Origin of the sequence: Ketogulonicigenium robustum (assembly GCF_002117445.1) — a bacterium.
GTDB classification, from domain to species: Bacteria; Pseudomonadota; Alphaproteobacteria; order Rhodobacterales; family Rhodobacteraceae; genus Ketogulonicigenium; species Ketogulonicigenium robustum.
This window is the reverse complement of record NZ_CP019937.1, coordinates 797,648-810,460: the sequence shown is the minus strand read 5'-3', so window position 1 is coordinate 810,460 and position 12,813 is coordinate 797,648. Positions and strand designations below refer to the sequence as shown.

Below are 12,813 nucleotides of genomic sequence, written 5' to 3'. Positions count from 1 at the left end.
CGGGCATTCGCCGCGAAAACAGGCAAGGACGCAGATGCACGCCCAACCTTTCCCCGTCGACCCCGCCATTCCCGCGCGCCTTGCGGCGCTTACGCCGCTGCAAGCCCAGATCCGCGCCGACGCGCTGGCCCCGATTGCCGACCCCGCCCACCTGCGCGCGCATGGCCGCCGGATCAGCGCCGATCATGCGGCTAAGGTGGTGGCCCGCCACGGCCTCAGCGGGGTCGAGGAATTGATGCTGTTGCTGCTGCCCGATGCCGCGATGGTCGCGCGGCCGCCGATTTCGGGCTTCACCGTCGGCACCGTCGGGCGCGAGGCGGTCAGCGGCGCGATCACCCTGGGCGGCAATATCGAATTTCCCACCGCACATTTCGGCCATGCCATCCATGGCGAGGGGTTTGTGACCACCCGCGCCTTTTTGCGCGGCGAGGCGCTGTCGCATATCGCTCTGACGGCCGCCATGCCCTGCGGTCACTGCCGTCAGTTCCTGTCGGAATTCATGGCTGCGCCGAACCTGCGCCTGATCGACCCCGCCGGCCACCGGATGTCGCTGAACGATGTGCTGCCCGGCGCGTTCACGCCCGCCGACCTTGGCACCCCCGGTGCCAACCCAGCCGCGCAATTACAAAGCGTCGCGCTGGCAGACCCCAGCCAAGCCCCCGCCCCCGTGGCCGAGCTGCTGATCACCGCCGCAAATCGTGGGCACGTGCCCTACAGCAACTGCCCCGCCAGCCTCGTGCTGGAAATGGCAGACGGCGGGCTGGTGTGGGGCACGGGAATTGAAAGCTGTGCCTATAATCCCACCATTACCCCCGCGCAGGCCGCTGTCGTGATGCTGCTGGATCATGGCATGGCCTACGGCGACATTCGCCGCGGCTGGTTCGCGCGCCGCGCGGGCGCAGCCGTAGACCTGAGCCTTGCAACGCAAGAATTGCTGGGGCGCCTTGCCCCGAACGCCCCCCTGACGATGATGGATCTGAACTGATGCCCGCACTCGATTTCGCAACGACCCCTTGGACCGAGGTTGAAGCCCGCCTTGCCCGCCCCACGTTGGCCGTGCTGCCGCTGGGCGCGGTCGAACAACACGGCGCGCACCTGCCGCTGACCGTTGATGCCGATCTGGCGCTGGGTGTCGCGCGCGCGATCGCCGACCCGCTGGATGCCCTATTGCTGCCTGCAATGCCCTATGGCGACGCGTGGAATAACGCCGCCTACCCCGGCACCTTGTCGCTGTCGCCCGCCACGCTGCAGGCGGCCATCGTCGACATTGGCGAGGGGTTGCGGCAGATGGGTGTGGCGGGGCTGATCATTTTGAACGGCCATTTCGGCAATCACGAACCCATGCTGCTGGCCGCGCGGCGCTTGTCGGACGCGGGCCTGCCTTGCCTGCATCTGGACTACCCCGGCCTTGGCGATCTGGCCGCAGTGCATTGTGACAGCACACCCGCCGCGCCCCACTTTTACCACGCGGACGAGGTCGAGACATCGATGATGCTAGCCCTGCGCCCCGACGCTGTGCGGATGGAGGCTGCAGCCCCCAGCTACCCGACATTCCCGCCGCTTTTCGGCAGCATTCCCATGCAGTTGCGCGAATTCAACCCCACGGGCGTTTTCGGCGACCCGCGCCCCGCGACGGCTGAAAAAGGCCACGCTTTCATCGCCGGCATTGCGGCAAATACCGCGCCCATCATCAGCGCCTTTTTGCACCGCAACGGGCTGCCCGGCTGATGGCGCGACTGGCCGATGTCGCCCGCGCGGCGGGCGTATCACCGACCACGGTATCACGTTATGTCAACGGCGGCCTGAAGCTGCCCGAGGCCACGCGCAGCCGCATCGACGGCGCCATCGCCGCATTGGACTGGCGCCCGAACGCGGTTGCGCGGCAACTGTCGACCGGACGCACCCAAACCATCGCCATCGTCACGCCGGAAATATCCAACCCCTTCTTCACCGCCCTTGCTGCCGCAATCGAACGCGCGGCGGCAGCGGCAGGGTATTCGGTGCTGATCCTCGCAACCGAATCCGACCCACGGCGCGAGGCGGCGGCGCTGGCACAACTGCGCGCGGGCCGGTTTGACGGGCTGATCTTCATGTCGGCCGTGACGCCCACGGGGGCTGTTGCGCGGATGCTGGGCGAAAACCATCCGCTGATCATGTTGGACGAAGACCTGCTGCCGGACGCGCCCATCCCCCGCGTATTGGTCGAAAACAGCGTGGGCGGCGCGTTGGCGGCAGGGCATCTGCTGGAACTTGGGCACCGTGCCGTGGCTATCATCGCGGGGCCGCGCCACATGCCGAACAGCCGCGCGCGGGTGGCGGGCTGCGTCGACCGCCTGCAGGACGCGGGCATTACCGTGCCGCCCGAGATGATCCAATGGGGCCCCTATAGCGCCACACACGGCGCTGCGGCCTTGACTGCCCTTCTGCCCCGCCGCCCCACCGCAGTTTTCGCAGTTTCGGACATTATCGCGACGGGTGTGCTGCGCCGCGCCGCGCAGATGGGCGTCAGCATTCCTGACGATATATCATTGGTGGGGTTCGACGATATGCCCTTCGCCGATCTGGTCGCGCCGCCGCTGACGACGATACGCCAGCCTCTGGCCGAAATGGGCGCACGCGCTTTTGCCGCGCTGCATGACAGGATGCGCGGGCAACAGCCGCCTCCGCGGCAGATGTTGCCCGTCACATTGGTCACGCGCGGGTCAACCGCGCAGCGCTGTGTTTAGAACGGCTTGCAGATCATCAGCACCAGAACGACGACCAGAACTGCAATCTGGATGGCCGCAAAGATCAGCGCGCGGCCGGTGTCTGCGGCCAGCATCTTGCGGCTGCGCGCGCCCAGCATGTTATGCACACCCAAACCGACCAGACCGATCCACGGGAAAACATAGGTCAGCCACGGGCCAAAGATCGTGACGATCAGCCCGAAGACCCCCGAAAGGCCGGTCGAAATCATCATCACCAAATAGATGCGCTTGTAGAGCCCGCCAAAGCGCGCCACATCGCCCGCGCCGAACAGCACTGCGCCCGCCCAAGCAATCGTGGCGAGGAAACCGATATAAGATGTCAGGCTGTGAAGAAGTGCGAGAAAGCCCATGGCGCTACCCTTGCTGTGGTTTTGCCTGTTCTAACCCCTTTCCCGCATTAGGGAAAGGCGGGCAGCACCGCTGCCCGCCCAAAGGTTTTAGTCCTTCGTGACCAAACGGTAGTAAACGTAGTCGGAGGAGGCACCGTTGACGAAACCATGCACGTCGTCAGCCATCGCAACCTGCTTCACCGCTTGGAACATCACCACGATGGGCGATTCTTGCTGCACTTCGCGTTGCAGTTCCAGATACATTTCCAGACGCTTTTCGGGGTCAACTTCGCTGAGGGCGGCCATGGTCAGCGCGTTCATCTCGGCCGGCGGCATCCATGCGTTGCGCCACGTGGTCGTCGACGCGTAGTGATCGTCGTCGTTGTTGGCGTTATACGCGAAAGCCTTGGCGTTCGAATGCGGGTCCATGAAGTCGGGGCCCCAATACAGCAGCATCGCCTGATGCGACCGCTCGCGGTAGCGGGTGATCACTTGGCTGCCAGTGCCGGGCAGGATCTCGAATTCGATGCCGGCTTGGGCAAAGGTCGCTTGCAGCGCCTGCGCCATGTCGGTGAACGGGTTCGAGTTGATGACATCCAGCGTCACCTTGATCGGCGTCTGAATACCGGCATCGGCCAGAATTTGGCGGGCCTTTTCAGGGTCGTAGGTGAAGGGGGTGTCATCCAGCGCACCCGGATAGCCCATCGGCCAGAAGGCTTGGTGGACGATCATCTGCCCTTTCAGGAAGGTATCGGCCATGCCGTTGTAATCGACCAGATAGCGGGCCGCTTCCCAGAAGGCGGGGTTCGAGAGAACTTCGACCTTTTGGTTGAACGACAGCCAGTGAACAGCCGACTGCGGATAGGTTTCGATATCGATCCCGTCGGTGTTTTCCAGACCGGCGACTTGGTCGGGGGTCAGGTTTTTCGCCATGTCGATATCGCCCGATTCCAGCATCAGGCGCTGGGTCGCGGCCTCGGGGACGTGACGGATCAGCACCTGTTCCATCGCCGGTGCGCCGCCGTAGTAGGCGGGGTTGGCGGTCAGCCGGATCATTTCGCCGGGGCGGAACTGGTTCAGCACGAACGGGCCGGTGCCAGCCGAATGTTCGTTCAGCCACGCGTGGCCCAAGTCGCCATCAACCTCGTTCGCCATCGCCGTCGTCACATCGACGATCGATGCAGGGCGCGACGCCAGCACGTTCAGCACGAAGGCGGGGGCGAAATCGCCCACGTAACGCACGGTGACGGTGTTGCCTTCGGCGGTCACCATCTCCTCGATGTTATCCGCCGTCCAACCCAGCTGGGTCAGAATGAAGGCGGGTGCCATGTTCAGCACCAGAACGCGCTTCCACGAGCCGACAACATCGGCGCCGGTCAGCGGGTTGCCCGAGCTGAAGGTGACTCCATCGCGCAGGGTGAAGGTGATCGCCTTGGCTTCGGCATCCACATCCCAGCTGGTGGCCAGACCGCCGACCAGTTCGGTCGTGTCGGTGGCATCGTAGTGCACCAGTTGGTCATAGGTGTTCGCGACATATTCGCCCGAGGTGAACTCGTACGCCGATGCCGGGTCGATGGTGACGATATCGTCAATGTTCTGCGCAACGATCAGGGCGTTGGCAGGTGTGTCAGCGGCGGCCTGATGGGCAATCAGCGCCAGCATGCTGACAGCAAGGCTGCGTCGAAAGAAATTCATGACCCTCTCCTGTTATTGGTCAAATGGACCAGATGAGATTTTTGGAAAAATATTGGGGGCCGTCCCCGCCCACAGCAAGCGCGCGTCTTTGCCGCCGACCGTATGGCTGGAATGGGGCACATCGCCCATGAAATGCAGCGCATCGTCTTTGACCAGACGCATCACCTCATGACCCAATGTCATTTCAATCTCGCCCTCGAGGACGAGAATGAACTCTTCGCCGGGGTGGGATGTCGTCTCTAGCCGACATCCGGGCGGCATGTGGATCAGCACCCCCGAAAGGTTGCTGCCCGGCATGACGGTTGTCACACGCTCGTACCGCGCGCGGCCGGGGCCTGTGCCGAAAACCTCGCGGCCCGCGGCGCGGCTAAGGCCGTCGGTCGGGCGGGGGGTGGAAATGAAATGGTCGACATCGACTTGCAACACCTGCGCCAGCCGTGCCAGCGACCCCAGCGAGGGCACCGCCTTGTCGCGTTCCAGCTGCGACAAAAACCCAACCGACAGCCCTGCCCGATCCGACATTTGCTGCAGCGTCAGGCCATTTTTCTTGCGCAGGTCCCGAATGCGGCTACCATAGACAGGCCCGTCATGCACCTGCTGCGGATTTACGATATGCGGGGCCTCATCAGGCGCAGCATTATCTGCAACAGGTTGCCCATCGGCAGCCTTGTTCTGCACCGCACCTACTGCATCTTGCGAGACCAAGTCCGTAATGGCGGCATTCCCTTTCAAATCGTTTCCACTTATAGGTCTGGTAAAATTTGTTTGACGGTATCAAAATTAATCGCATCGTCAAACAAAAACCGACAGATACGTTATCCCGCCGGATCTACAGCTGGAAGAACAGGATGATCACCGCATGACTGCAGCAGCCCTAGCCTTTGGAAAGCGCTTTTCGCGCCGGATCCGCAGTATTGCGGGCCTGTTAGTGACTGTTGCGATTACATTTATCGGCCTTTTGGCCATCACATTCTTTATCGGCCGCGTCATCCCGATCGATCCGGTGCTGGCCGTGGTCGGCGACCGCGCCTCGCCCGAGACTTACGAGGCCGCGCGGCAGGCTATGGGCCTTGATCGGCCACTGTTTTTTCAGTTCATCAGCTATATCTGGGACGTGCTGAACGGCAATCTGGGGCGGTCTGTCTCGACGGGTAAACCGGTGGTGCAGGATCTGGCCAAGGTCTTCCCCGCCACGCTGGAAATGGCCACGATCGGCATCATGATCGGCGTGGCTTTGGGCGTGCCGATGGGGGTTTATGCTGCATGGCGGCAGGGCAGCTGGGTCGACCAAGTGATCCGCGTTGTGGGGCTGGCGGGCTATGCGATTCCTGCTTTTTGGCTGGGCCTTGTCGGTTTGGTTATTTTTTACGCAAAATTGCGTTGGGTCGGCCCACCCGGCCGAATTGACCTGATCTTGGACGGAATGGTGCCTACCCGCACCGGCCTATTGCTGATCGACAGCCTTTTGGCCGGCGATATGGAAAGCTTCGTCAGCGCATTTCGGCACATCATTCTGCCCGCCTCGATTTTGGGGTTCTTTTCGCTGGCGTATATTTCGCGCATGACGCGCAGCTTTATGCTGGAACAGCTGGGGCAGGAATTTATCCTGACAGCGCGCGTCAAAGGCGCGCCGCCCCGCGTGATCTTGTGGCGCCATGCTTTCCGACCGATCCGCATTCAACTGGTGACGGTCGTCGGCCTGTCCTACGCCGCCCTGCTGGAAGGGTCTGTCATGATCGAGAGCGTGTTCAGCTGGCCCGGCATCGGGAACTACCTGACCACCGCCCTGCTGAACGCCGACATGAACGCCGTCTTGGGCGGCACGCTGGTCATCGGGGCCGTCTTCATCACCATCAACAAAGGGTCCGACCTGCTGTATAGCTTGCTCGACCCGCGCGCACGCTAAGGGGGTTGCCATGACCACAAGACGCGAATGGCTGCTTTCCGAAGCACCCGATACGATGCTGCAGTTCCGGCTGGGCCAAGCCTACCGGATGGCCCGCGCCTTTGCCCGCAATCCGCTGGCGATGGTGGGCCTGATCATCATCGCCGCGCTGGTGCTGGCAGCGGCCCTTGCCCCGCTGATCGCTACGCATGACCCCCTTTACGGCGCGCTGACCGACCGGCTGAAAGCCCCATCAGCAGAACATTGGATGGGCACCGATGAATTGGGCCGCGACATCTTTTCCCGCATTATCTATGGGGCGCGCATCACCCTGACCATCGTCGTCATGGTGGCGATCATCGCGGCGCCTATCGGCCTGATCCTCGGCGCAGCCGCGGGGTATTTGGGCGGATGGTGGGACAAGGTGCTGATGTCGATTACCGACATCTTCCTGTCGCTGCCGCGCCTGATCCTTGCGCTGGCCTTTGTCGCCGCACTGGGGCCGGGCATCCAGAATGCCGTCATCGCCATCGCGATCACCAGCTGGCCGGTCTACGCCCGCATCGCGCGGGCCGAGGCGATCACCCTGCGCGGGTCCGATTTCGTCACCGCCGCCCGCATGCAAGGGGCATCGCATATCCGCGTGATCTTCAACCACATCCTGCCGCTGTGTCTGTCCTCGACCATCGTGCGTGCCTCGCTGGATATGGCAGGAATCATTCTGACGGCAGCCGGCCTTGGCTTCATCGGCCTTGGTGCGCAACCACCCCTGCCTGAATGGGGTGCCATGATCTCGCGCGGGCGCACGTTCATTCTGGATCAGTGGTGGGTTTCGACCATGCCGGGCCTTGCCATCGTCATCGTCAGCCTTGGCTTTTGTTTCTTCGGCGACGGCCTGCGCGACATTCTGGACCCCAAAGGAAAGACCAAGGGATGAGCAACCTGATCGAAGTTCAAAACCTGCGCGTCACCTTTCCGGGCGAAACCGGCCCGGTCGAGGTGGTGAAGGGCATTTCCCTATCCGTCGGCAACGAGCGCGTCGGCATCGTGGGCGAGTCCGGCTCGGGCAAGTCGATGACCGGTCGCGCGCTGATGGGGCTTATCCCCGCACCGGGGCGCGTGACCGCCGACAAGCTGACATTCAAAGGGCAGGACATTTTGGGCCTGCCCGAACGCAAGCTGCGGCACCTGCGCGGCATGCAAATGTCGATGATCATGCAAGACCCAAAGTTTTCGCTGAACCCTGTCATGACCATCGGCGCACAAATCGCCGAGGTGCTGGAATTCCACAGCGACCTGCCCCGCAGCCAACGCAAGCAGCGCGTGCTTGAGGTGCTGGAATCCGTCCGCATCCACGACCCCGAGCGCGTCATGGGCCTTTACCCGCACGAAGTGTCGGGCGGCATGGGCCAGCGCGTGATGATCGCGATGATGGTCATCATGGAACCCGCGCTGCTGATCGCGGACGAGCCGACATCCGCGCTGGATGTCTCGGTCCGTGGCCAAGTGCTGGAGATTATGGACGATCTGGTCAAGCGTCGCGGGATGGGCCTGCTGATGATCAGCCACGATCTGGGCATGGTCGCCCGCTGGTGCGACCGCGTTCTAGTGATGTATCAGGGCAAAATCGTCGAAGAATGTGCCGCCGGTGCCTTGGCCGATGCGACGCACCCCTATACGCGCGGCCTGCTGGCCTCGCAGCCGCAACTGGACGAGACCCGCGAATTCCTGCCCGTCCTCGACCGCGCCAAGCTGGAGGGCGCCGCATGATCACGCTGAAGAACCTCGACATCTATTACGGCGACGTGCGCGCGGTGACCGGCCTAGATCTGGACATCGGCGCGGGCGAAAGCTTTGCGCTGGTCGGCGAAAGCGGGTCGGGAAAGTCGACTGTTTTGAAAGCATTGGCCGGTCAGGTGAACACGTGGAAGGGCGAGATGAACGTGGCGGGTCACTATGCGCAAGACGGCAATATGCGCGTCGAGCCGCGGCTGATGCAGATGGTGTTCCAAGACCCCTACGGATCGTTGCACCCGCGCAAAACCGTGCACGCGACGTTAATGGAACCGCTAGCGATCCACGGCCTTGATAACCGCGAAGCGCGCATCAACACCGCGCTCGAGGCTGTGGGCCTGGGCGGTCACTTCCGCTTCCGCCTGCCTCACCAGCTTTCGGGCGGGCAGCGCCAGCGCGTCGCCATAGCCCGCGCGCTGATGCTGGAGCCGAAAATCCTGCTGCTGGACGAGCCGACATCGGCGCTCGACGTCTCGGTGCAGGCCGAGATTCTGAACCTGCTGAAGACCCTGCGCCGCGAACGCGGGCTGACCTATCTTGTCGTCGCGCACGATCTGTCAGTCGTGTCCTTCCTGTGCGACCGTCTGGCCGTGTTGCGCTACGGCAAGGTGCAAGAGGTCGCCGACGTCAGCGCCCTGCGCGCCCGCAACCTGACCAGCGAATACGGGCAGCATTTGCTGGTATCATAAGCCGGTAGCATCAGACACGGGGGGCGGCGACAACGCGCCTCCATCCGTTTTCTTCACGCTCTAGACTTTACCGCCACGTCACCTCATAGAGGGGCAAATATGCCCTGCGCGACGTGAATTCTGACACAAATCCGCCATGATTCCATGACAGGCGTGGCGCAAAATTTACCCTATTGGACTATCATGCCCGTCATTATTGCCCCGGCCATCATCTTCGGCTGCAACGCACTTTTGTTCGTCTCGCTTTTCACACGTCTGCCGGATTTGGCGGCCCATTTGTCGCTGGACAAGGGGGCGCTGGGAACGGTGATTCTGTGCAGCGGTATCGGGGGGGTTCTAAGCACCACCGTCGCGGGGCGCATTGTCGCGCGGTTGACGCCGCCAGTTGCGTCGATCATCGGCATCATCATCATGGCGGCCTGCGTCTTCAGCATGACCTATGCGTCGGTGCCAGTGCTGGCCCTGCTGTTCTTTATCATGGGCGCGAACAACACGATCCTTGAAGTGGCACAGAACCTCGTATCGCTGCGGATCGAGGAAGACACCGGCCGCAAGGTTCTGGCCCGCTCGCACGGGTTCTGGTCGGCCGGGATGATTGTCGGCAGCGCGATTTCTGCGGGGATGACGAATGCGCATATCTCGCCGCAACTGCACATTGGGGCGATGGGCGTGCTGGCGATTGCGTTGTGCTGCGTAATCGTACCGCTATTCGCGCCGCGCAACTGGCCCGTAGCCGCGCCCGTGGAAACCCGCAAGCGCCGCATCACACTGCCGAACAAAGCAATTTTCCTGCTGTGCCTGACCATCTGGGGCCTCGTCTTGCTAGAGGGCGCCGCCTACGACTGGGGCGTGTTCTTCCTGCGCGAGGTCAACCTGTTTTCGCCCGCCGTCGCATCGCTGGTCTACGGCGCGATGTCGGTCAGCATGTTCATCATGCGCATGACGGGCGACAGCCTGCGGGCGCGCGTCAGCGACGGGGCCATTTTGCGCGGGGCTGCGGTTGCGGGTTTTCTGGCCGTCGTGCTGCTGCTGGTGGGCCGGTCGGTGCCGGTGGCGACCATCGCCATGCTGCTGATGGGCGTGTCGGCGGCCATGGTCTTTCCCGTTGCCGTGGCTATCGCGAACGGCCGGTCGGGGCTGGATGGCGGCGACGGCATTGCGGCGCTGTCAGCCACGCTGACGCTGGCCCACATCGGCGTGCCGCCCTTGATGGGCTTCATCGCCGAGGGTGCAGGTTTACCGTTCGTCTTCGGCATCCTGCTGCTGCCCATCGCGCTGACATTCGTACTGGCACCGCGTGTGGCAGGGCGCAGCTAGCCGCTAACAGCGGCCAAGCTGGAAAAGGTGCGTGGGTCCAAACTGTCGGCGGCGAATGTCGGGCCGCTGACCAGAACCGCCACAGCGTCATGGCTGTGCAGACTTTCCTGATGGCTGGCGAGAACGCGGAAATCACCGATCCGCGCATCGCCCGTCAGGCCTTCAGCGAATAGGCGCGCGGCATCCTCGACGAAGATAGGATTGGCAGCGTTCAATTCGGCAAAGGCCTGCTCGTCCTCGCGCTTCACCATGACCTGCGTTTCGGTCACCACCGCAGCGCGCGCCAGATCAATCAGATCCTCGGGGGTCAGATTACCCTGCACGACAACCGACAACCGTGCCAGTGACCGCTGCGCGTGGGGCACCGCCAACTGGCCGCGCGTTTGGCGGGCGTGTTCCGACAGCTCGAGCGAACAGGGGCAGGTCGAGGCATAGACGTAGTCAAGATGCATGATCCGCACGCGGCTTTCGCCCTTGGCGATCACCTCGTACGACATGTCGTAATACTGCCAGCCCTGCAAATTCGACCGCAACGAGGGGCGCATGACCGGCAGGCGGAACCGCAGTTGCAGGCGGGCGTCCATGCTTTCCAGATCATCCAGATAGTCCGCCAGCACTGTATCGATCAAGTCGAACGAAAACGCACTGTCGGCGTGGCGATAAAAGCTGCGCATGATGCGGGACATATTGATGCCCTTGTGCGTTGCCGCCAGACTAACCGTGCCGGTCACAGCGGTTTCCAGCAGCATATGCGCCCCGCCCCGCAAGACATGCGTCAGAGGCAGGTGAAAATTCGCAATTCCCACATGCTGCAACGGCACATGCGCGCCGCGGATCAAGCTGGCAGGCCCGTTTTGCAGGTCGGGCATGCCCGCGCGATAGGCGGCATCGGCGATAAATTCTTCGGGGTAGTCACGCGACAGATCAGGGTAATTCGCGACCTCGCGCCCCGGCAACAGGCGCGCGATGGCGGGATCAAGCGTCGCAATTTCAGTCGGGGTCGCCCGACGCGCCCAGCGGCGCAGCACATCCAGCGCCGCTTCGGCGTCGTCTTGGCTGGGGATGATCTGCTGATCCATGATCCGTTCTCCGCTTATGGGGCGACAGGGCCTATATGGCCCTGCCCCCGTCATATTCCAAGCATTGATACGGACAAAGTCCCCTGCCGGATCACGCTTTGGCGGCGGCCTGCGTGAAATCGGCGATCAGATCGGCCGTATCTTCCAGCCCGATCGAGACGCGCACCATCCCTTCGGTAATGCCAGCCTCGGCCTTCTTCTCGGCCGAAAGGCTTTGGTGCGTGGTGGTGTAGGGGTGGGTCGCGATGGATTTCGCATCGCCCAAGTTGTTCGAGATGATGCAGATTTCCAGCGCATTCAGGAAACGGAAGGCCGCCTCTTGGCTGCCCAGATCCAGCGCCAGCAGGGTGCTGCCCGCGCCGCCGGTTTGCTTCATCATCACGTCGTATTGCGGGTGGCTGGGCAGGCCTGGGTAGATCACGCGCTTGACCTTCGGGTTCGCCTCGAGCGCCTTGGCGACTTCCAATGCCGACGCGGTTTGCGCGCGCACACGCAAGTCCATCGTCTCTAGGCCCTTCAACAGCAACCACGCATGGAACGGCGACATCGCCGCGCCGGTGTGCTTCATATAGGGTTCCAAAACGCCCCGGACATAGTCTTTCGTCCCCAGCACGACACCGCCCAGAACGCGGCCCTGCCCGTCGATGTGCTTGGTCGCCGAATAGACAACCACATCGGCGCCCAGCTCGATCGCGCGTGAATAGACCGGCGTGGCGAACACGTTGTCGATCACCACGCGGGCGCCGACCGTATGGGCAAGCTCGGCCACGGCGGCAATGTCGATCACTTCCAGCGTGGGGTTCGACACCCCTTCAAAGAACACCATCTTGGTGTCGGGGCGGATCGCCGCGCGCCATTCGTCGATGTTGGTGCCATCAACATAGGTAATCTCGACCCCGAACTTCGCCAGCACTTGGTCGAGAATGTAGATACACGACCCGAACAGCGCGCGTGCCGATACGATGTGATCGCCTGCGTTGATGCCCGCCATCAGCGCGCCATTGACCGCAGCCATGCCCGATGCGGTCGCAAAGGCGTCCTCGGCCCCCTCAAGCGCGGCGATGCGATCTTCGAACATCGCGGTCGTCGGGTTGGCGTAGCGCGCGTAGATAAACTCCTCGCGCGTGGCGTGCTGAAAGCGTGCCTCAGCCTGTTCGGCGCTGTCGTAGACAAAGCCCTGCGTCAGGAAAATCGCCTCGGATACTTCGTTGTATTGGCTGCGGCGAATACCGCTGTGCACGGCTTTCGTGCGTTTATTCCAGTCGCTCATCTGTTCCT

13 protein-coding genes are annotated in these 12,813 nt (G+C 62.8%); 8 read left to right on the top strand and 5 right to left on the bottom strand.

The annotated features are described in order from the left end of the window. The first annotated feature begins 34 nt into the window (after window positions 1-34). From cdd to BVG79_RS04095, 3 genes are read left to right on the top strand one after another with little or no spacing between them, the layout of a single operon-like run. Entirely contained in the window at window positions 35-985 is a 951-nt protein-coding gene (gene cdd / locus BVG79_RS04105; RefSeq protein WP_085785767.1) for a cytidine deaminase, read from the top strand. Then, window positions 985-1,728, top strand: a complete 744-nt coding sequence (locus BVG79_RS04100) for a creatininase family protein (RefSeq protein ID WP_085785766.1) — start codon at window positions 985-987, stop codon at window positions 1,726-1,728. The genes cdd and BVG79_RS04100 overlap by 1 nt, the downstream gene beginning before the upstream one ends. After that, the gene (locus tag BVG79_RS04095) at window positions 1,728-2,726 is read left to right on the top strand and encodes a LacI family DNA-binding transcriptional regulator (protein ID WP_085785765.1); all 999 of its coding nucleotides are present in this window, start codon (window positions 1,728-1,730) and stop codon (window positions 2,724-2,726) included. The genes BVG79_RS04100 and BVG79_RS04095 overlap by 1 nt, the downstream gene beginning before the upstream one ends. On the opposite strand, the gene BVG79_RS04090 is transcribed toward BVG79_RS04095, so the two are convergent. From BVG79_RS04090 to BVG79_RS04080, 3 genes are all read right to left on the bottom strand, one after another. Continuing rightward, window positions 2,723-3,097, bottom strand: coding sequence for a hypothetical protein (locus BVG79_RS04090; protein WP_085785764.1), 375 nt, complete (start codon window positions 3,095-3,097; stop codon window positions 2,723-2,725). The two genes, BVG79_RS04095 and BVG79_RS04090, sit on opposite strands and share 4 nt — an antisense overlap. Window positions 3,098-3,184: 87 nt before the next feature. Next, entirely contained in the window at window positions 3,185-4,771 is a 1,587-nt protein-coding gene (locus BVG79_RS04085; RefSeq protein WP_085785763.1) for an ABC transporter substrate-binding protein, read from the bottom strand. A 12-nt stretch (window positions 4,772-4,783) separates the two neighbouring features. Next, window positions 4,784-5,503, bottom strand: a complete 720-nt coding sequence (locus BVG79_RS04080) for a helix-turn-helix domain-containing protein (protein WP_236951414.1) — start codon at window positions 5,501-5,503, stop codon at window positions 4,784-4,786. Window positions 5,504-5,630: 127 nt separating this feature from the next. On the opposite strand from BVG79_RS04080, the gene BVG79_RS04075 reads away from it, so the two are divergent. The 5 genes from BVG79_RS04075 (at window position 5,631) to BVG79_RS04055 (ending at window position 10,456) form a co-directional block, all read left to right on the top strand. Continuing rightward, on the top strand, window positions 5,631-6,677 hold the full coding sequence (locus BVG79_RS04075; protein WP_085785762.1) for an ABC transporter permease: 1,047 nt from the start codon (window positions 5,631-5,633) through the stop codon (window positions 6,675-6,677). Between the two features lie 10 nt (window positions 6,678-6,687). Then, a complete protein-coding gene (locus BVG79_RS04070) occupies window positions 6,688-7,593 on the top strand; it encodes an ABC transporter permease (protein WP_085785761.1) in 906 nt (301 codons plus the stop codon). Next, the gene (locus BVG79_RS04065; protein ID WP_085785760.1) at window positions 7,590-8,426 is read left to right on the top strand and encodes an ABC transporter ATP-binding protein; all 837 of its coding nucleotides are present in this window, start codon (window positions 7,590-7,592) and stop codon (window positions 8,424-8,426) included. The genes BVG79_RS04070 and BVG79_RS04065 overlap by 4 nt, the downstream gene beginning before the upstream one ends. Further along, window positions 8,423-9,139, top strand: coding sequence for an ABC transporter ATP-binding protein (locus BVG79_RS04060; RefSeq protein WP_085785759.1), 717 nt, complete (start codon window positions 8,423-8,425; stop codon window positions 9,137-9,139). Before BVG79_RS04065 ends, BVG79_RS04060 begins: the two co-directional genes overlap by 4 nt. A gap of 183 nt (window positions 9,140-9,322) precedes the next feature. Next, entirely contained in the window at window positions 9,323-10,456 is a 1,134-nt protein-coding gene (locus tag BVG79_RS04055) for an MFS transporter (protein WP_085787238.1), read from the top strand. On the opposite strand, the gene folE2 is transcribed toward BVG79_RS04055, so the two are convergent. Both folE2 and metZ read right to left on the bottom strand, forming a co-directional pair. Continuing rightward, window positions 10,453-11,535, bottom strand: a complete 1,083-nt coding sequence (gene folE2, locus BVG79_RS04050) for a GTP cyclohydrolase FolE2 (protein ID WP_085785758.1) — start codon at window positions 11,533-11,535, stop codon at window positions 10,453-10,455. The genes BVG79_RS04055 and folE2 overlap by 4 nt on opposite strands. A 91-nt stretch (window positions 11,536-11,626) precedes the next feature. Further along, window positions 11,627-12,805 carry an O-succinylhomoserine sulfhydrylase gene (gene metZ, locus BVG79_RS04045; RefSeq protein WP_085785757.1) on the bottom strand — a complete coding sequence of 393 codons (1,179 nt, stop codon included), beginning with the start codon at window positions 12,803-12,805 and terminating at the stop codon, window positions 11,627-11,629. Window positions 12,806-12,813 lie beyond the last annotated feature (8 nt).

Excerpts from the sequence above, each read along its gene's own strand:
- BVG79_RS04055 (WP_085787238.1), top strand. The coding sequence starts at position 9,323 with ATGCCCGTCATTATTGCCCCGGCCATCATCTTCGGCTGCAACGCACTT.
- BVG79_RS04100 (WP_085785766.1), top strand. The coding sequence starts at position 985 with ATGCCCGCACTCGATTTCGCAACGACCCCTTGGACCGAGGTTGAAGCC.
- BVG79_RS04090 (WP_085785764.1), bottom strand. The coding sequence starts at position 3,097 with ATGGGCTTTCTCGCACTTCTTCACAGCCTGACATCTTATATCGGTTTC.
- metZ (WP_085785757.1), bottom strand. The coding sequence starts at position 12,805 with ATGAGCGACTGGAATAAACGCACGAAAGCCGTGCACAGCGGTATTCGC.
- BVG79_RS04095 (WP_085785765.1), top strand. The coding sequence starts at position 1,728 with ATGGCGCGACTGGCCGATGTCGCCCGCGCGGCGGGCGTATCACCGACC.
- cdd (WP_085785767.1), top strand. The coding sequence starts at position 35 with ATGCACGCCCAACCTTTCCCCGTCGACCCCGCCATTCCCGCGCGCCTT.
- folE2 (WP_085785758.1), bottom strand. The coding sequence starts at position 11,535 with ATGGATCAGCAGATCATCCCCAGCCAAGACGACGCCGAAGCGGCGCTG.
- BVG79_RS04075 (WP_085785762.1), top strand. The coding sequence starts at position 5,631 with ATGACTGCAGCAGCCCTAGCCTTTGGAAAGCGCTTTTCGCGCCGGATC.
- BVG79_RS04070 (WP_085785761.1), top strand. The coding sequence starts at position 6,688 with ATGACCACAAGACGCGAATGGCTGCTTTCCGAAGCACCCGATACGATG.
- BVG79_RS04060 (WP_085785759.1), top strand. The coding sequence starts at position 8,423 with ATGATCACGCTGAAGAACCTCGACATCTATTACGGCGACGTGCGCGCG.
- BVG79_RS04085 (WP_085785763.1), bottom strand. The coding sequence starts at position 4,771 with ATGAATTTCTTTCGACGCAGCCTTGCTGTCAGCATGCTGGCGCTGATT.
- BVG79_RS04065 (WP_085785760.1), top strand. The coding sequence starts at position 7,590 with ATGAGCAACCTGATCGAAGTTCAAAACCTGCGCGTCACCTTTCCGGGC.